Annotated in this window: 17 protein-coding genes; 4 read left to right on the forward strand and 13 right to left on the reverse strand. The window is 37.7% G+C overall.

Going from position 1 to position 17,507, the window contains the following annotated elements; translation table 11 throughout:
• Positions 1–37: 37 nt before the first annotated feature.
• Both DKG80_RS10130 and DKG80_RS10135 read right to left on the reverse strand, forming a co-directional pair.
• On the reverse strand, positions 38–745 hold the full coding sequence (locus DKG80_RS10130; RefSeq protein ID WP_109831228.1) for a PspA/IM30 family protein: 708 nt from the start codon (positions 743–745) through the stop codon (positions 38–40).
• Positions 746–856: 111 nt separating this feature from the next.
• Positions 857–1,249: a molecular chaperone Tir gene (locus tag DKG80_RS10135; protein ID WP_109831229.1), complete on the reverse strand. Its 393-nt coding sequence runs from the start codon at positions 1,247–1,249 to the stop codon at positions 857–859.
• 159 nt (positions 1,250–1,408) lie between these two features.
• On the opposite strand from DKG80_RS10135, the gene DKG80_RS10140 reads away from it, so the two are divergent.
• Both DKG80_RS10140 and DKG80_RS10150 read left to right on the forward strand, forming a co-directional pair.
• A complete protein-coding gene (locus DKG80_RS10140) occupies positions 1,409–2,215 on the forward strand; it encodes a LexA family transcriptional regulator (protein WP_109831230.1) in 807 nt (268 codons plus the stop codon).
• 451 nt (positions 2,216–2,666) lie between these two features.
• A complete protein-coding gene (locus DKG80_RS10150; protein WP_162555806.1) occupies positions 2,667–2,864 on the forward strand; it encodes a hypothetical protein in 198 nt (65 codons plus the stop codon).
• 26 nt (positions 2,865–2,890) lie between these two features.
• Here the strand turns inward: DKG80_RS10150 and DKG80_RS10155 are convergent, their stop codons facing one another.
• Both DKG80_RS10155 and ffh read right to left on the reverse strand, forming a co-directional pair.
• On the reverse strand, positions 2,891–3,595 hold the full coding sequence (locus tag DKG80_RS10155) for a class I SAM-dependent methyltransferase (protein WP_221409102.1): 705 nt from the start codon (positions 3,593–3,595) through the stop codon (positions 2,891–2,893).
• Between the two features lie 11 nt (positions 3,596–3,606).
• A complete protein-coding gene (gene ffh, locus DKG80_RS10160) occupies positions 3,607–4,935 on the reverse strand; it encodes a signal recognition particle protein (protein ID WP_109831294.1) in 1,329 nt (442 codons plus the stop codon).
• 504 nt (positions 4,936–5,439) lie between these two features.
• Between ffh and DKG80_RS10165 the strand changes: the two genes are divergently transcribed.
• On the forward strand, positions 5,440–7,947 hold the full coding sequence (locus DKG80_RS10165; protein ID WP_221409103.1) for a glycoside hydrolase family 2 protein: 2,508 nt from the start codon (positions 5,440–5,442) through the stop codon (positions 7,945–7,947).
• Between the two features lie 128 nt (positions 7,948–8,075).
• Here the strand turns inward: DKG80_RS10165 and DKG80_RS10170 are convergent, their stop codons facing one another.
• From DKG80_RS10170 to DKG80_RS10190, 5 genes are all read right to left on the reverse strand, one after another.
• Positions 8,076–8,825: an SDR family NAD(P)-dependent oxidoreductase gene (locus tag DKG80_RS10170; RefSeq protein WP_109831234.1), complete on the reverse strand. Its 750-nt coding sequence runs from the start codon at positions 8,823–8,825 to the stop codon at positions 8,076–8,078.
• Between the two features lie 88 nt (positions 8,826–8,913).
• Positions 8,914–9,489 carry a TetR/AcrR family transcriptional regulator gene (locus DKG80_RS10175; protein WP_109831235.1) on the reverse strand — a complete coding sequence of 192 codons (576 nt, stop codon included), beginning with the start codon at positions 9,487–9,489 and terminating at the stop codon, positions 8,914–8,916.
• 45 nt (positions 9,490–9,534) lie between these two features.
• On the reverse strand, positions 9,535–10,815 hold the full coding sequence (bioA, locus tag DKG80_RS10180; protein WP_109831236.1) for an adenosylmethionine--8-amino-7-oxononanoate transaminase: 1,281 nt from the start codon (positions 10,813–10,815) through the stop codon (positions 9,535–9,537).
• Complete coding sequence (bioD, locus tag DKG80_RS10185; RefSeq protein WP_109831237.1) at positions 10,815–11,417, reverse strand: dethiobiotin synthase; 603 nt, start codon at positions 11,415–11,417, stop codon at positions 10,815–10,817. Before bioD ends, bioA begins: the two co-directional genes overlap by 1 nt.
• Entirely contained in the window at positions 11,414–12,538 is a 1,125-nt protein-coding gene (locus DKG80_RS10190; RefSeq protein WP_109831238.1) for an aminotransferase class I/II-fold pyridoxal phosphate-dependent enzyme, read from the reverse strand. The genes bioD and DKG80_RS10190 overlap by 4 nt, the downstream gene beginning before the upstream one ends.
• A gap of 65 nt (positions 12,539–12,603) precedes the next feature.
• On the opposite strand from DKG80_RS10190, the gene DKG80_RS10195 reads away from it, so the two are divergent.
• Positions 12,604–13,215, forward strand: coding sequence for a porin family protein (locus tag DKG80_RS10195; protein ID WP_109831239.1), 612 nt, complete (start codon positions 12,604–12,606; stop codon positions 13,213–13,215).
• Between the two features lie 88 nt (positions 13,216–13,303).
• Here the strand turns inward: DKG80_RS10195 and DKG80_RS10200 are convergent, their stop codons facing one another.
• The 4 genes from DKG80_RS10200 to DKG80_RS10215 all read right to left on the reverse strand — a co-directional run bounded on the left by DKG80_RS10200 (position 13,304) and on the right by DKG80_RS10215 (position 17,503).
• A complete protein-coding gene (locus DKG80_RS10200) occupies positions 13,304–15,016 on the reverse strand; it encodes a glutamine--tRNA ligase/YqeY domain fusion protein (protein ID WP_245906991.1) in 1,713 nt (570 codons plus the stop codon).
• Positions 15,017–15,114: 98 nt separating this feature from the next.
• Positions 15,115–15,774, reverse strand: a complete 660-nt coding sequence (gene rpe / locus DKG80_RS10205; RefSeq protein WP_109831240.1) for a ribulose-phosphate 3-epimerase — start codon at positions 15,772–15,774, stop codon at positions 15,115–15,117.
• A 113-nt stretch (positions 15,775–15,887) separates the two neighbouring features.
• The gene (locus tag DKG80_RS10210; RefSeq protein WP_109831241.1) at positions 15,888–16,124 is read right to left on the reverse strand and encodes a hypothetical protein; all 237 of its coding nucleotides are present in this window, start codon (positions 16,122–16,124) and stop codon (positions 15,888–15,890) included.
• Positions 16,121–17,503 (reverse strand): nicotinate-nucleotide adenylyltransferase, encoded by a 1,383-nt coding sequence (locus tag DKG80_RS10215; RefSeq protein WP_109831242.1) that lies wholly within the window; start codon positions 17,501–17,503, stop codon positions 16,121–16,123. Before DKG80_RS10215 ends, DKG80_RS10210 begins: the two co-directional genes overlap by 4 nt.
• Between the last annotated feature and the right edge of the window lie 4 nt (positions 17,504–17,507).

Here is a 17,507-nt window from a genome sequence, read left to right on the forward strand (position 1 = left end):
CTTGAGTTAATAAATCAGGTTAGGAAATGGATAAGGATTACTCCTTGTCCATTCCTAGTTTTGCTTTTAATGCTGCAAGGTCGTCATTTGCTTTCGCAGATGATCCTCCTAATGCTTTATCAATTTCTTGATCAATAGTCTTACTTTCGGTAGAAATGTCTCCATAGGCTTCAGCAAGAGCTTCTTGCTGAGCTACTTTGTCTTTCATTTTTTCCAGCATGCTCACAGTGCTAGTAGAATCTATTTGAGCCATTTGTTTATTGACTTTGGCAGATGCTTCACTGACTTTTACTCTCGCTTTTAGCGTCTTCAATTCGTTTTCGTATGAACTGATAGTAGATTTCAATTCTTTGATATTAACATCCAATTGTTCTACGTTCTTATCGAAAGTTTCTTTCTCCTTTTGACTTCTAGCGAGTGCAGCAGTAGCTTCTTCTTTTTTAGTTAAAGCTTCAGAGGCCAATCTATCTGCTTCAGATGCATCTAGATCTCCTGATTGAGCTTTTTTAAGCAAAAGTATTGCTTTGCTTTCGTAATCTTCAGCTTTGGATTTATGAGTGTCGACATCGTTTTTAGCTCGAATAGCCATGGCTTTCACTTCTGCGAAGCTTTTAAGGGAATTGTCCAAGTCTTTTTTTAAATCTCTGATGCCTTGTTCAGTCATCTTGATTGGATCTTCCAGTTTGTCAATAGCAGATTGTGTTTCTGCTTCACCGATTTTAAATAATCTTTTAAAGACGTTCATTTTATTAATAGTTATTGGTTAATTCTACATAGATCTCTAATCACAGCGCATATTAATATAATAAGCTGGATCACAGCGAGAAGTTTTGATGAATATTTAACCCTGATGAGTTTATTTACTATAATTAATTAATTGATCTGAATACTCACTAAGTAATAAACTCAATGAGTTTAGAGTAGCTTCTAGTTCATTTAGGTTCAAGTTCTCACATTCGTGAGTGTTCCTGAATAGAACTTTAGTGCCTGAATCATCCAAAGCAAAAGCTCCATGGATAATATCTCTATTTTTAATCAATAGGCTCTTAAAAATATCGAGAGAGTCTTCTTTGAGTTCAAATAAGTACTGCTCTACGATCACAATAGGATCTGCGATAATGAGTACAACATTTTTGATGCCGTAAGCTTCATTTTCGATTACAATGACACCTTCCGATTCATTCTCTTGAATGATGTTGTATTGAAGGTCAAGTAGATAGGTTGTGACTTTTTGAAAGTGTTTATTCATAGTTATGGAATGTGGTTTAAGTGGTGATTTCGAAAATACTAATAAACTCTAGTTTAAAGCCTTGAGTAGACTGTTTTGTTGAAATTGAATATTTATAATAATGTTTGGTTAATTGAATTGTGAGTAAGTTTACGGAATAAAAATGACAAAGGTTATAGCATGGCTCAAAAAAGTAGCAAAAAATTTTCTTATGTAGGTTCGAACATCAAGAAAATTAGAAAAGTCAAACATATCAGTCAGGCGGACTTTGCTAGTTTGTTTAATCTGGCACGCCCGAGTGTAGGAGCATATGAAGAAGGAAGGTCGGAACCTAAGCTTGAGACTATTATCTCCATAGCTAATCATTTTAGAATATCAATAGATATATTGTTGACTAGAGACTTGACGGTAAATGAGATTTTTAGCTTAGATCAGCTTAATAAGAAGCTGGATAAGGTGCATTTACCAAATGATAAGAATACGATAGAGTCATCTAATGAGCATAAATCAGGTGTGCCACTTGTGAAAATTCAAGATTATTTGAATTACATAGTTGGGTATCAAAATGCGGATTTTATCCAGGGCCTAGAACATGTTAATGTGCCTAGAGAGTTTGAAGGTGTAGTAAAATGTTTTCAGATGAATGGTAGTGAGATGGAGTATCATCAGCAAGGTTTACACCATGGAGATTTATTATTGGCCAAGCTTCAGAGTTTTGATGAAGCATTACAAAAAATCGGTGAAATCTACGTTGTAGTACATAAGGATCATATCTTCACTAGAAGATTGTCTAAAGTAAATGGTAATTTGCTACAATTTGTAGCGGATGATCCTCATTATGAAATAATAAAAGTTGATTCAGAGGATGTTTTGCAATTGTGGCGAGTGAAGATGGTTATGTCTCAATACCTTACCAGACCGACAATACTGGAGGAAAGAGTAATGAAGTTGGAAAAGAGGTTGGATGAGATGATGAAAACAAACTAAGCTTTTTCTTGACCTTGTAGAAAAACGGTACGAAAAGTTGTCTATATATCAGGAATTGGGGCAGATTCTAGAGCGTTTCAAAGAATTAGCCTAGACGAAGAGTTGGAAGAGATCTATGCGGAATGGATTTCATTAGAATTAAAGAACGAGTCATTTGAGTCATATTGTGAGAGAATTGTTAAGACTTATAATATTCAGCCGGTTGATATATTAATAGGGCTTTCATTTGGTGGGCTCGTCGCACAACAGATTGCAAAAAATCTTAAGAACTCAAAAGTAGTATTGATATCAAGTTTTAGAAGTAGAGATGATCTGACTTTTATCATGAAATTTGGACTTAAGTTTAGACTTATATATTCTGCTACCTTGCTATTATATTCCTTTGATTTCAGATGTTACAGTGTTCTTTCTTAATTCTTTAAAAAGAGATTCGAGACCTGTTTTAAAAGCTATGCTTAAAGAAGCTGATTTTAGTTTTATTAACTGGGCAATACGGAAAATTAATATTGTAGATTTAAACAGATGCTTTAAACCTACGTACCTGTGTTTTACCGGAACTAATGATTTATTAGTGAGTAATTGGGGTAAGAAAGGTTATTATGAGATTGTTGGAGGAAAGCACTTTTCTGTATTTGATCATGCTGAGTAAATAAGCAAAAAGGTCAATTTGTATATTTAAACGTTGGCTATTGCCATTTTAGTCTTTGTTATACATCCCAAATATTGATCATCATCTCCTTTGGTAAGAATCTCACATGAGAGATTCATTCTATTGCATATTTCTTGGATTTTTCCCGAATCGACATAAACCCAATCAAACCAGTTGCTCTTTTCACCTTTGTATTCATATTGGTATCTAATCTCACCATAGTAGTGTTCAGGTCGTGGAGTTTCAGAATCATACAGGTATGTGATATCAGAGGAATCAAAGATGATTTTTCCATCGGGCTCTAGCATATTAAAGCATTTTTCAATCAATTCAGGGATATTGTTCAGCTTGCCCGCTATGCCAATGCCATTCATAAGCATAAGAATAGTATCGTATTTTTTGGTGATATTTTGGTAGTTATCGTGAATGACATTTTTTATACCTTGATCACGCATGATTGTGGCACAACCTAGTGAGTTGTCTACTGCTTCTACGTCGTAACCAAGGGCCTGTAGGAATAATGAGTGTGTTCCTGCACCGGCACCTAAATCAAGGATTTTACCTTCACAAGCCGAAATAGCCAAGTGCTCTAAATATGTGAAGTCATGTTCGTCTCTGAAGAAAACTTCAACGGGCATTTCTTCGGGTTCTCCGTAAGAGTTATAAAGTAAAAGAGGCGATTCCTCGCCTCTATAATAATCTTTGATTGCTTGACCGTGTATGTCTTTCACTACTCAGTCTTTTATCTTCCCATCATATTCATTGCTTGCATAGCACGCTTGGCTCCTCCCATTTTATTCATGGTTTTCATCATTTTACGCATTTGCTCAAACTGCTTCATTAACTGATTTACTTCTTGAATAGAAGTGCCGCTACCTTTTGCAATTCTCTTCTTTCTACTGCCATTGATTATGTCTGGGTTTGTTCTTTCTTTTAACGTCATAGACTTAATGATAGCTTCTATTGGCTTTAAAGAATCGTCATCTATATCTACGTCTTTGATAGCCTTACTTACTCCAGGTATCATGCCTACGAGATCTTTCAGGTTACCCATTTTTTTGATTTGCTCAAGCTGAGATAAAAAGTCGTCGAATCCAAAAGTATTCGTACGCATTTTCTTTTGGAGCTTTTTAGCCTGTTCCTCGTCGAAATTTTGTTGAGCTTTTTCTACAAGAGAAACGACGTCCCCCATACCGAGAATCCTACTTGCCATCCTGTCAGGGTGGAAGATGTCAAGCGCATCCATTTTTTCACCGTGTGAGATGAATTTAATAGGCTTAGTAACGACTGTGCGAATAGAAAGTGCAGCTCCACCTCGAGTATCACCGTCCATTTTGGTTAATACCACTCCATCAAAGTCCAATCTATCGTTGAAAGTCTTGGCAGTGTTGACGGCATCCTGACCAGTCATTGCGTCCACTACAAAAAGAGTCTCAGCAGGCTTGAGTTCTTTTTTTAACAACTCAATTTCCTGCATCATTTCTTCATCTACAGCTAGACGACCAGCGGTATCGACGATGATTGTTTTCTTGTTATTTTCCTTAGCAAACTTTATTGCATTTTTAGCAATTTCAAGTGCATTTTTATTTTCAGGTTCAGCATACACATCGACGTCGATCTGTTCCCCAAGAACCTTTAACTGATCAATCGCAGCAGGTCTATAAATATCACAAGCTGCTAGTAATACATTTCTTTGACTCTTTAGTTTATTTGCTAGTTTTCCTGAGAAAGTAGTCTTACCAGAACCTTGAAGACCTGATATTAAGATGATATTCGGATCCCCTTTTAGTTCTATGTCTTCTTTAGCTCCTCCCATCATCAGGGTAAGCTCATCAGATACGATCTTAGTTAATAATTGACCAGGAGATACTGCCGTAAGCACATTTTGTCCGAGTGCCTTTTCCTTGATTGTGTCTGTTACATTCTTTGCAACTTTGAAGTTAACATCGGCATCAACTAGCGCACGTCTGATTTCTTTCACCGTACTTGCTACATTGATTTCAGAAATTTTACCTTGACCTTTCAGGTTTTTAATCGCTGAGTCAAGCTTGCTACTAAGATTCTCGAACATAATGAACTGTATTTTAATCTCAGGGCGATAGCCCATTGAGTTTAAATTTTCGACTCTAAAGTCGATTTAAATGAAATTTCGAATAAGCCAGTTGCTTTAAGGACTGGAACTCCATTCGGTGCGCAAATGTAGATACTTTGAGGCAGAAAGAGAATCTTAAATAGAGAGAACTAGCTATTATGTAAGAGACTATTATGCAATCTCAGAGGTTCTTTTAAGAATCGTGTGTTTTCCATTTTAATTGCTGCTGTATTATTTACATATGGTAGTTAATAGCCTAATGATGATAAAGTCTAGATTTTAGGTTTAGCTTAATTAAAATTTTATAGATAGGATCTCCTCGTTGGGTAAAGAAACTTTATTCTACAATCTATTTGGTCTATAATCAGTCTATAACAAATTTATCAAAATCCATAGTCAGTCTATATGTGATTTTATGCCTTCAGTATGTATATGAGGACTTTTGCTCTAGAATTAGTGATAACCAAAATATATGTAATGCATATGAGGATGATAGTAATGATGATGGGATTGCTGGTGTGTAATCTTGTCATAGCACAACCCAATACTGAAGTGCCACACGGCGAGAATAGTGAATTAGTAAGGGATTTTTCTGGATTTAAGTGGAAGATGAAAATGATGCTTCCGGGACAAGGAGTGAAAATGGGACTTCCTCAAATTCCTCCAGAAGATATAGAAGAACATGTATGGAATATTGCGAGAGTGCCAGGAGATGTATACACTGATCTATGGAAAGCAGGAGCGATAGAAGATCCGTATTTTGGGAGAAATACCGTAAAGGCTCAGTGGGTACAGCACTATGAATGGTGGTATTCTCATCAGTTCAATGTAACTGAATCTGTTGAAGGGCAAATCGTCAAACTTTTATTCGAAGGTGTGGACTTTAGTTGTGACGTTTGGTTGAACGGACATCACTTAGGAAGACATGAAGGTGCATTCTCTTCTTTTTCTTTTGAAGTGCAGGATTATTTGAGAGTCTCAAAGAAGAGGTTAGCTAGTACAAATATGATATTGGTAAAATTAGATCCACCGCCTCAAGTCAATGCTTTGGTGGCTGGAAGGAAAACTCCTTGGTTTGGGGATTATTGGAGAGATCTGGCTCCATTTGGTATAACAAAGCCAGTAAAAATGATTTCTACAGGTAAGGTTTCTATTGAAGACGTATATGCCAATAACAAAATCAATGATGACGGATCTGCTGATGTGAAGCTCGAATTGGAAGTGAAGAATGCTGACCATCACCCTAAGGAAATGACTTTTATCGCGACCATTGAAGGTTATAATTTCAATAGTAAGGTTCAAAAAATAGAGTTCAATAAAAAGGTCAACCCAGGAGTAAATAGGATTAGCGAAACAATGATCGTAAAAGATGCTAAGCTGTGGTGGCCATGGGACTTAGGTGATCCAAATCTTTACAAATTGAAATTAAGTCTGAAGGAGGATAAGTTAAATCATGACTTCAAAGAAACTACTTTCGGTATTCGAGAAGTAACTTCTAGGTGGAACCCAGGTTTTGTAAAAGATGTTGATGTAAGTTTTCCACGTTCGACCTATATCAATGATAAATTTCATTTTATTAGATCTGCATGTTGGGGAGGACCACCAGATGTTTTTGTTGGTCGGACAAACGATGAAGAGTATCGAAAGCTGATTAGAATGGCTAAAGAAGCCAACATGAATAATATTAGAATTTTTGGATGGCATCCACCGGAGATCGATTTGTTTTATCAATTATGTGACGAAGCGGGGATTACTGTTTGGCAAGATATTATTCCTTTGGGTACAGGAAACATTCCCAAGGAAAGAGAGAAGATTGATTTAATTATGAATGAAGCCGTAAGTGTGATCAAAGCACGCAGAGGTCACCCCTCTCTAATTATGATGGAAGGAGGAGAGGAGATGCTGTTGAGAACTCGTGATGCACATTTCGGAAGGGCATTTTTAGAGGAGTTGGGAGATTCTTTGACGACATATGCCGATTTGCCTTATGTGCCCGATTCTCCTTTGACTTGTGAAGTGTCTAGGGAAGCAGGTTTCAAGCCTAAAGAAGCTGTTCATGCATTGAGATATTTTTATGGAATGGGTAGGGAACTTCATGAAGATTGGCTATTGAGTTTAGATTACCCTATAGTTCCTGAATTTGCTATTACTTCTGTTCCTTCTGTTGAAAGCTTGAAAAAATTCATCCCAGAGGATGAATTATGGCCTCCAGGGCTTAGTTGGGGACATCACTGGGCAGATTTAGATAGATTGAAAATGCAAAATTGGGATGTGTTCAATGATGCTAAATCAGGATCGCTCGAAGAGTTTGTAAATGCAACTCAAGATGCACAAGGTATTATTTTTCAAAATGGGATTGAGATCTTCAGAAGAAGTAAACCAAAGCTAAGTGGAATAGCACTATGTCATTACATTACCTATTGGCCAGATATGAAATGGGGAATAGTAGATAATTATCAACAGCCAAAGCGGTCTTATGATTTTGTAAAAAAAGCGTACCAACCGTTATTAATCAATTTGGCTTTTGAGAAGAGAAGATGGAAGGCGGAAGAATCTTTTAAAGGAGAATTATGGGTAGTTAATGATTTATATGAAGCTTATCCAAATTGCGTAGCTGAATTGGTTTTTAAAAATGATAAGGGTAAAGTTATCAAAAGAGAAATTCAATCAATTGGCAATATTGAAGAAAACAGTGCAGAGAAATTTTTTGATACAGATGTAGATTTGAGTAAAGTCAAGGAGAAGTTTTATGTAGAGTTGACCTTGAAGAATTCAAAAGGAGAAGTAGTGTCAACTAATGATTACTTTTTCTTGATCGGCGATCAGCAAGAAGCTACTAAATATTTCAATCAATGGGGTAGAGAAAGAGGAAAAGGGGTTCGCAAATATTCTTATCCAAACTACTATCGCTTTTTTGATGAAATGACTGGTGAAAATGGAAAAAGCCTAGATAGCAAGGTTCAAACGCCTAGGGCTATCGGGTTTAAATAAATGGATATAGTTAGTTGTAATTAGAAGGATTCAGTCTTTTCTGAAAATAGCTTTTGTCCGCTTTATTTACATGACACTCTGCCAAAGTTAAAGAATTGGCAGAGTGTTCATTTGTTGTATTGTCCAAGTTATACTTGGCTTAAACCACCATCAACTTCGAATTCAACTCCATTAATATAAGAGGCATCGTCAGATGCTAAGAATAAGACAGTTTTAGCGATTTCTTCAGGAACACCAAATCTTTTTAGCGGAATGGCTTGTGCCATTGAAGCGCCAAACTCGTCAAGTTGCTCTTGTGGCATTCCCATTTTATCATATATAGGAGTTTGAATAGGGCCTGGAGCTACACTGACTGTTCTGATTTGTCTAGTATGTAATTCATTAGCTAATACTCTAGAAAGTGATCTTAGAGCACCTTTTGAAGCTGAGTAAACACCAATTCCTTCAAATCCTTTTTGGTGAACAATTGATGTGTTAGTAATGATAACACCACCGTCTTTTAATTGAGGGATAGCAGCTTTGATTGTAAAAAACGGGCCTTTGACATTTGTTTCAAAAACAGCATCAAAATGTTCTGGAGTGATGTCGCTAATTGGTGCAAGAGGAGCTATTCCAGCGTTTAAGAATAAGATATCGATTTTTCCATACTTATTAACAGCAGCTTCAATCAATTGAGCACTTTCTTCTACACTAGAAGCATCTGACTTCACTGCTAGAAAATCACCTGAAAGCTCTTTAGAGACTTCGTCGAGCGCTTCTTGTCTTCTACCTGAGAATACAACTTTAGCCCCTTCAGCTAAAAATAGCTTTACTGTAGCAAGACCAATGCCGCTATTACCTCCAGTAATTACAGCTACTTTGTTATTCAGTTTTGTCATTTTTTTATTTATTTGGAATGAATGTTTCAAATTACAAAACTGCTTAACGCTATTTTGAAACGAACGTTTCAAATTGATTCAAAAAAAATCAAATATTTTCCAAAGCCTTGTTAATTATGCTCTGTAAGGCCTTTTTATCTTCGATTTGCATGGCAGTAACTCGAAGTCCAAGGAGGTTGGAGTATAGGTAGAGTACAGTTTGTTCAATATTGATTCCTTTATCAAACTCACCACTTTCAATCCCTATTAGAATTAGTTCTTTAAAGAATTCTTTAGTGTCATGAACACTTTCTGAAACATAGGCATCTATATCTCCATTTTGATGGATAAGTTCGGTAGTACAGTTTGTTATTAAACACCCTCTGTCATTCGTCTTGTCTTCTATGCACTTGATGACGTCTTCATAAAATACTCTTATAGCCTGTTTGGGACTTAATTGTATGAGCTGTTTGAATGTTGGGGTTTGTAAAGTCTTTCTGTAATGTTTAAGGCTTTCAAGGTATAGTTTGAATTTATCACCGAAAGAGTTGTAAATACTAGATCGGTTTAGTCCCGAGACATCTACGATATCTTGCATAGAAGTACCATGAAAACCATGCTCCCAAAATTGGAGCATAATTTTATCCATTACCTTCTCTCTATCAAATGTTTCTACCTTGGGCATAGGCAAAGATACGAATATTGTAAAGTTCGGTTTAGAAGTAATAGTTTAGATCGCTTGGACAGCTCTAGTGATTCCATTGGTTAACTTATCAAGCTCTTTATCAGAGATATTAAAGGGAGGCATAGAGTATACTAGCTTTCCAAAAGGTCGAAGCCACACACCTTGATCAATGAGGTCATTTTGGATCGATTTCATATCTACAGGTTCTTTCATTTCAATGACTCCAATAGCTCCTAAAACTCGTACATCTGACACTGTGTTTAACTTCTTGAGAGGCGCAAGCGATTTTTTGAAATGATCTTCAATCCTTGTGACGTTCACTTTCCAGTTACTGCTAAGAAGCAGATCAATATTAGCCCTTGCTACCGAACAGGCAAGTGGATTTGCCATGAAGGTGGGACCATGCATGAAATATCCAGGGTTTGAATCAGAAATGGTCAAAGCAACCTCAGCTGTGCAAAGTGTAGCGGCAAATGACATATACCCTCCTGTCAAAGCTTTTCCAATGCACATGACGTCTGGAGTAATATTCGCATACTCGCATGCAAATAGCTTTCCAGCTCTTCCAAATCCGGTGGCAATTTCATCTGCTATAAATAGAATGTCAAACTGTTCACAAAGTCGTTTAACTCCTTTCAAATACTCAGGATGATAAAACCGCATTCCACCGGCATTTTGCACGATAGGCTCTATGATGAAGGCAGCAATCTCATGATGGTGTTTTTTAAGCTGCTTTTCGACTTCTTCTAATTCTGCCGATTCGAATTCTTCATAAAAGGTGCTTTTTGGCTCAGGAAGGAATATTTGCTTTGTAAGTCTCTCTCCGAAAATACCATGCATTCCATTGATAGGGTCACATACAGACATCGTGTGCCATGTATCACCATGGTAGCCGCTACGTGTTGTGATGAATCTATTTTTCTCTGGTTGTGATTTTGCAATCCAATATTGTAAGGCCATTTTCATAGCTATTTCAACAGATACTGAGCCTGAGTCACTATAAAATACGTGCTCTAGTTTTTGAGGAACTATGTCTAGCAATGTTTTAGTTAGCTCAACTGCGGGTCTGTGGGTTAGTCCTCCAAACATTACATGAGCCATATTTTTTAATTGCTTTTCAATAGCATAATTAAGCTCAGGCACGTTATAACCATGAATAGTACACCACCAACTAGACATTCCATCCAAGAGTTTGGTGCCATCTTCTAGCTCTAGATATACCCCATTAGCGCTTTTGACAGGTAGGCTATCTACGGTGCCATGTGCTGAATTGTATGGATGCCAGACGTGATCTTTGTCAATCTGAATTAGTTCTTCTGCAGTCATTAGATGTTGATGTTTTTACCTAGTTCGTGGATGGCTTGTGGGGTAATGTTCTCGATTTTTGGGATGTGCCCGAGGCATTTAAGGCCCGAATAATTAAGAATAAACGACTCCGTAGCTTCATTAGGAGTATCGTTAAAGATTATCCCTTTGATATTGTAATTGTTGGACTTTAAGTATTCTATAGATAGCATGGTATGGTTGATACTGCCGAGATAATTTCTTGATATGAGTATCACTTCTGCATCAAATTGCTTGGCAAATTCTATCACGAATTCTTTGCTGTTTATGGGAACCATTAATCCTCCAGCTCCCTCGATGATTATGTTATGCTTTTGTGATTTTGGGATAGTAATATCTCTTGCTTGAAGATTAATTTTTTCTAATTCAGCCGCTGCATGAGGAGACATAGGAGCTTTTAAAATGATTCCTTCTGGTAGCACGTTGATATCTTTTGATACTAGCGATCGGATCGTATCGCTATCAGTAGGGAAACCTGCTTGTATTGGTTTCCAATAATCAGCTTTTAGTTTCTCAGTCAATATTGCGCTAGCGATAGTTTTGCCAGCATCGGTGTCTATTCCAGTGACGAAATATCTATTCATAGCAGCGAAGATAGTTTTTCTACTAATTCTATGATTTGTTGGTCTGTGTTATAAGTATGGATGGATATCCTAAGACGTTCAGAATCCTTTTTTACCGTAGGGGATAGAATTGGTCGAACATCAAAGTCTAAGCTCTGCAATTCAGATGAGATGAATTTTACTCTTTCGTTTCCAGGTACGACGATAGGTTGGATAGGAGTATTGCTATCCATCTTGTAGCAGCTATCCGAATCACCTATTTTCTCTTCGAATGTCTTTTTGAATAGGCTGATCTTATCTTGGCTAGTCTGCTGTAGGTGATTGTGACTTTCAATGTACTTGAAAGCTTCGTCTATCGATTTGACACTGTGAGGAGGGAGGGCGGTAGTGTAAATAAATGGTCTTGCAAAATTTATTAGGTAATCAATGAGTTGCTGACCGCCAGCGATAGCGGCTCCATGGACGCCCATTGCTTTACCAAAAGTGTAAACTCTTGCAAAGAATTCTGTTTCGATTCCAAGGTCGCAGACTAAACCTTGGCCTTGATCACCGTACATGCCAGTACTATGAGCTTCATCAACAATTAAATGTGCGTTGTGTTTTTTTGCTAACTCTATAATAGGCCCGAACTCAGCTTTGTCACCATCCATAGAATAAACAGATTCGATTACCACGAATTTCTCTCCAGTTGCATTGTTGAGTTTTCGTTCTAGGTCTTCAATATCATTGTGCTTGAAAGAATAGCTTTGAGCTTTACTAAGCTTTGCACCTTCCTTGAGGCAAACATGAGAAAGACTATCATAAATGATGGTGTCAGATCGCTGGGGAATCGTAGATATTAGAGCAAGGTTAGCTACATAACCCGAGTTAAAAAGCAGCGTGGCTTCAGTATTAAATAGCTTCGCAAGCTTGTTTTCTAAATCCGTAGTACTTGATTGATTACCAGCTAGAAGCCTTGACCCTGTAGAACCATTGAGATATACAGAGGAAGTTTTATTGATATTGTGGAATAGTTCTTCAGAGCGACTTAGCCCTAAATAGTCATTAGAAACAAAATCGATCAATTCACTATAATTTTTCAAGGTTCTCAGACTGCCTTCTAGTTTTCTCTCCTCTAGCTTATCAAATATTTTGAGTTTCATTTCAGTAGCGTAATAGATAGGTCGCGAAGTTACAGAATTAGCCTTGAGAGAAAATAAAACTCAGCATGCAGAATAAATGGCATTCAAATTGTAATGTGAAGCGCATGTATTATTTCGTAATAAAGTGTATTAGAAGTTTAATCTTTGGTTTATCGATAGTTTGTATTGTTAATGCTTCTGTTTTTGGCCAAAGCATTAACCTAGGACTTAGTGGTGGAGGGAATTTGAGTAGTTTAAAAGTTCCTGACTCAGAATATAAGATGGGGTATCACTATGGAGTATATGCTAGAGTTCTTAGTTCTAGTAAATGGGGTGCGCAAATAGACTTGACATATAATCGGCATCAAACTGAGTATCTCGGACATCTCTTAAAGATGAATTATGTCACCGTTCCACTATTGATTCGATACAAATTCAACCCTCTTTTGTATTTACTTGTTGGGCCTCAGTACAGTTTTCTTGCAGAACAAGGAAAAAATACTGAATTCGTTGAAGAAGGGCTTCGAAATACCTATTTAGGTGTGTGCTTTGGAGTGGGAGTAGACTTACCAATGGGCTTCGATATGTCTTTGAGAGTCAACAATGCTTTCAATGAGCTGTACACAGTTGATGGAGGCATTCCTAGTGATATTGTTCAACTGTCCTTAGAAATGGATCTTCTGAGATTTAAAAATTAATTCTACTCAGGGATTTTTCGTAAAAAGAAAGCGTAAAAAAAGCACTGCCAAAAGAAATGGTAGTGCTTTTTATATTTTTATGTAGGGATTACCCGTTTTTCTTCGCCCAATTATCACGAAGAGTTACAGTTCTATTAATTACCGGTTTTGTATCCGAGGAGTCTCTATCAATGATAAAATATCCCATTCTTTCAAACTGAAATTGTGTTCCAACTTCCATTTTTCCTACAGACGGCTCGACCATAGCATTAGTCATGGTAGTCAGTGATTCAGGATTTAAATGGTTCTTGAAATCGTCCTCTATAGTATTCAAGTCTTCAGTCTTAAATAATCTGTCGTAGAGTCTAATTTCAGCATTCACTGCGTTATTAGCTTCTACCCATCCAAGAGTACCTTTTACTTTCTTACCCGTATTATCTTGACCACTTTTAGTCGCAGGGTCATATTCGCAGTACACTTCTTCTATTTCTCCCGCATCATTTTTCTTGAAGCCAGTACATTTCACGATGTAGGCGTATTTCAATCTTACTTCACGATCTGGTCCTAGTCTGAAAAACTTACGCGGAGGCTCTTCCATGAAGTCACCTCTTTCAATGTATACCTCTCTAGAGAATGGTATTTGACGCTTCCCCGCATTTTCATCCTCAGGATTATTCACAGCGTCTAGTTGTTCAGTCTGTCCTTCTGGATAATTGGTGATAACAAGTTTAATCGGATCCAAAACACCCAAAACTCTGTTGGCTTTCTTGTTTAAATCCTCTCTTACACTATGTTCTAAAAGAGCAACATCGCTGATACCGTCTCTTTTGGCTACTCCTACTTTTGATGCGAAGTTTTTGATCGAATCTGGAGTATAACCCCTTCTTCTGATACCAGAAATAGTCGGCATTCGAGGGTCATCCCATCCACTCACAAAGTTTCCCTCTACGAGTTCTCTAAGTTTTCTTTTACTTACTACTGTGTAGCTTAAGTTTAGTCTAGCAAACTCAGTTTGTTCACTTGGGAATATCCCTAGTTCCTTGATGAACCAATCATACAATGGTCTGTGTGAAGCAAACTCTAGTGTACACAAAGAGTGTGTAATGTTTTCGATGCTATCAGATTGTCCATGTGCAAAGTCATAAGTAGGATAGATGCACCACTTGTCTCCTGTTCTATGGTGAGACGCCTTTTTGATTCTATAGATGACAGGGTCACGAAGCTGCATGATGGGTGATGCCATATCAATTTTTGCTCTCAAAACATGTGTTCCCTCGTCGTGCTTGCCAGCTTTCATTTCTTCGAAAATTGTAAGACTCTCTTCGGCAGGTCTGTCTCTATAGGGACTATCTACACCTGGTCGCGTAGGCGTTCCTCTGTCCTTACTGATCTCTTCAGCTGTACGATCATCTATGTATGCTTTACCATCTTTGATTAATTGTGTAGCAAAGCCATATAGTTGGTCAAAGTAGTCTGAAGCATAATACTCTCTGTCTGCCCAGTCGTACCCGAGCCATTTGATATCTTCCTTGATAGAGTCTACATACTCCGTATCCTCTTTTTCAGGATTGGTATCATCGAAGCGAAGGTTACATTGACCATTATACTTTTCCGCTAGACCGAAGTTTAAGCAGATAGATTTAGCATGTCCAATGTGTAAGTAACCATTTGGCTCTGGAGGGAAACGAGTGTGTAAAACACCTCCCTTTTTTCCTTCTGCCAAATCTTTTTCGACCATTTGCTCAATAAAGTTGAGCGTTTCCTTTTCGCTACTCATTCCGTAGTTGATAGTTAATGTTGTTAGGCTAGCAGATTTATTCATCAGCTAGCTTTAGTTAAGCTTTTGAATTTCCATTTGGAAAACAAAATACAATTTTAGTCAAGAAAAGCCTCTTGGAGGTTCATGAAAGACCTTAATCTTTAGATGGATTTCATGTCTTTTATCATTTGAATAGGGTCTTCTGCTCCGAAAATACCTGAACCAGAAACGATCCAGTCGGTACCTGCATCGATCACATCTTTAATGTTATCAATTTTAACTCCTCCATCAATTTCGATCTTGATGAGCTCAAGGTTTCTATCCTTTAAGGTTTGTTTTAATGTTCTTATCTTTTCTACGCAAGATGGGATCAATTTTTGTCCTCCAAAGCCTGGGTTTACAGACATGATCAAAACAAAGTCTACTTCAGGAAGGATTTCTTCGATGGCTGAAAGAGGAGTGTGAGGATTCAGAACGACGCCGGCTTGAATGTTTCCCTGTTCTTTTATCAGCTGAATCGTTCTGTGTAGGTGAGGGCAAGCTTCTACGTGAACACTGATCATATCAGCACCAGCCTTGGCAAAATCTGGAATGTATAAGTCTGGGTTTTCGATCATCAAATGAACATCAATCGGTAACTCAGTGCATTTGCGAATATCTTTCAATACAAGAGGTCCAATAGTGATATTGGGAACGAAGTGACCATCCATGACATCATAATGGATGATATCTGCGCCTCCCTGTTCGACCATTTTAATATCATCGCCGAGTCGTGAAAAATCTGCTGAAAGTAGGGAAGGTGCTATTTTGTAATCTGCCATGCTTGTAGCTTGTTCGATAGTTGAATATTCAAAGTCTAAAAATAGATGATGAATATTCAGTAAGAAGTTTTAAAAATAGTCGCAAATATAACGTGGTCTATTTAGGTAGAAAGCTATTCTTCTGTGTATTCTATTACATGATGTGGGCGAAGTGATTTTTGGATAGTTTCAACATCTGATTCATTGATCACCATGATAGCAGCACTAAAGTTGTCTGCAATCTTTTCGACACCCACTTGGTGCAGTTCTATTTTGAATTTTTTAGCAAATTCTTCTAAATGGACAGCATGATGCTCAGCAGTAGGATGGGCATCTGGCCCATGCATCTCCCAGACTAGTTTGTATTTCATTTGATAGCAAACATTTCTTTTTCTTCTACTAGCGAACGAACCTTAGAAGGTACATAATCTTTCCAGCTATTGTCTCCAGCTTTGATGAGTTTCAATACTTTCTCAGAATCAATGCTCAGGTATTCATCTCGCACTTCTTCGATATCATCTATGAAGCCATTTTCCGTGAAGTGCTGATACAAATATTTTAGATCTTCGCTTGGTTTGAAATTACAAGCTTTACTACTTGTACTAGTTGGATAAATCAAGAGCTTAGCATTGGACCCGAATAAATGACTGAAGGCTTCTAAGATTCCTCCATTTAATGTCTCGTGTCTGTCCTTATCAAATATTCTAGTCAAGTTTTTAGAGCCTACGATGAGTCCCATTCGCTTTCCTCGGCTGTATTGCTTGAGGTATGAGGCTAACTGGTGTAGTCGATCGAAATTAGAGATCATTACATGTTGACCAAGAGCATTGAGTTGGCTGACTCTGTCTAGGAAGTCACTGTCGTCAATTTCGCCATCCGTAGCTAAGTCTGACAAAGTAAATTCGGCTAAGACTTGAACTCTTTTGGGGTCAACTTCTGTATCCTTTTGAAATTGATTGACCCCTGATACCATCATGTCTACTGAGCGATATGTTACAGGAGTGAATTGCCCTCGAAGTACACAAATATTCTTTTTGTAAAGTAAAGAGGAAGGTTGTTGTACTTCGCCGTCTTTGTCAAACATGGCGGCTTGCGAAAGACCATGTTTTACCAACTTAAGAGCCATTAGTCTATTGTCTACCGGTCTGAAGTCCGGTCCTCTTAGTTTGAACATGTCTACGTCCAGTCGATCGTGACTAAGGTTGTCCCTGATTGAAGTCATTAATCTTTCAGGATCGTTTCGATGATTGAAACAGGCATAAATAAGGTTGATACCTGCACGTCCAAGAGCTTCTTGCTGCCATATAGCATCTGGGTCACGTAATACCACATGTATAATACAGATATTCGGTTCACTATTGGGAGTGAGCTGAAACTTAACACCTAGCCATCCATTTCCTTGGTTAGTTTTTTTGTAATTAAGAGTTTCGACGGTATTAGCGAATGCAAAAAACAAAGTATCGTCTGCTCTGTGTCCCAGTCTCTCTGCCAGTAAGCTGTACTCATGTCCAAGCATCTTGTGAAGTTTCTCTTCACAGACATACCTATCTGTCTTGCCATAGATAGCATCTGAAAACTTCATGTCGTAGGCAGACATGGTTTTGGCGATGGTACCTGAGGCACCTCCAGCACGGAAAAAGTTGGCTGCAGTTTCTTGTCCACCACCGATTTCTGCAATGGTTCCGTATATGTCTGGTCTTAAATTCAGAGAAAGCGCTTTCTCTTTGGTAGTGTGTACGCCGTTTTCCATGTCG

This window comes from Reichenbachiella versicolor, from assembly GCF_003171675.1.
GTDB classification, from domain to species: domain Bacteria; phylum Bacteroidota; class Bacteroidia; order Cytophagales; family Cyclobacteriaceae; genus Reichenbachiella; species Reichenbachiella versicolor.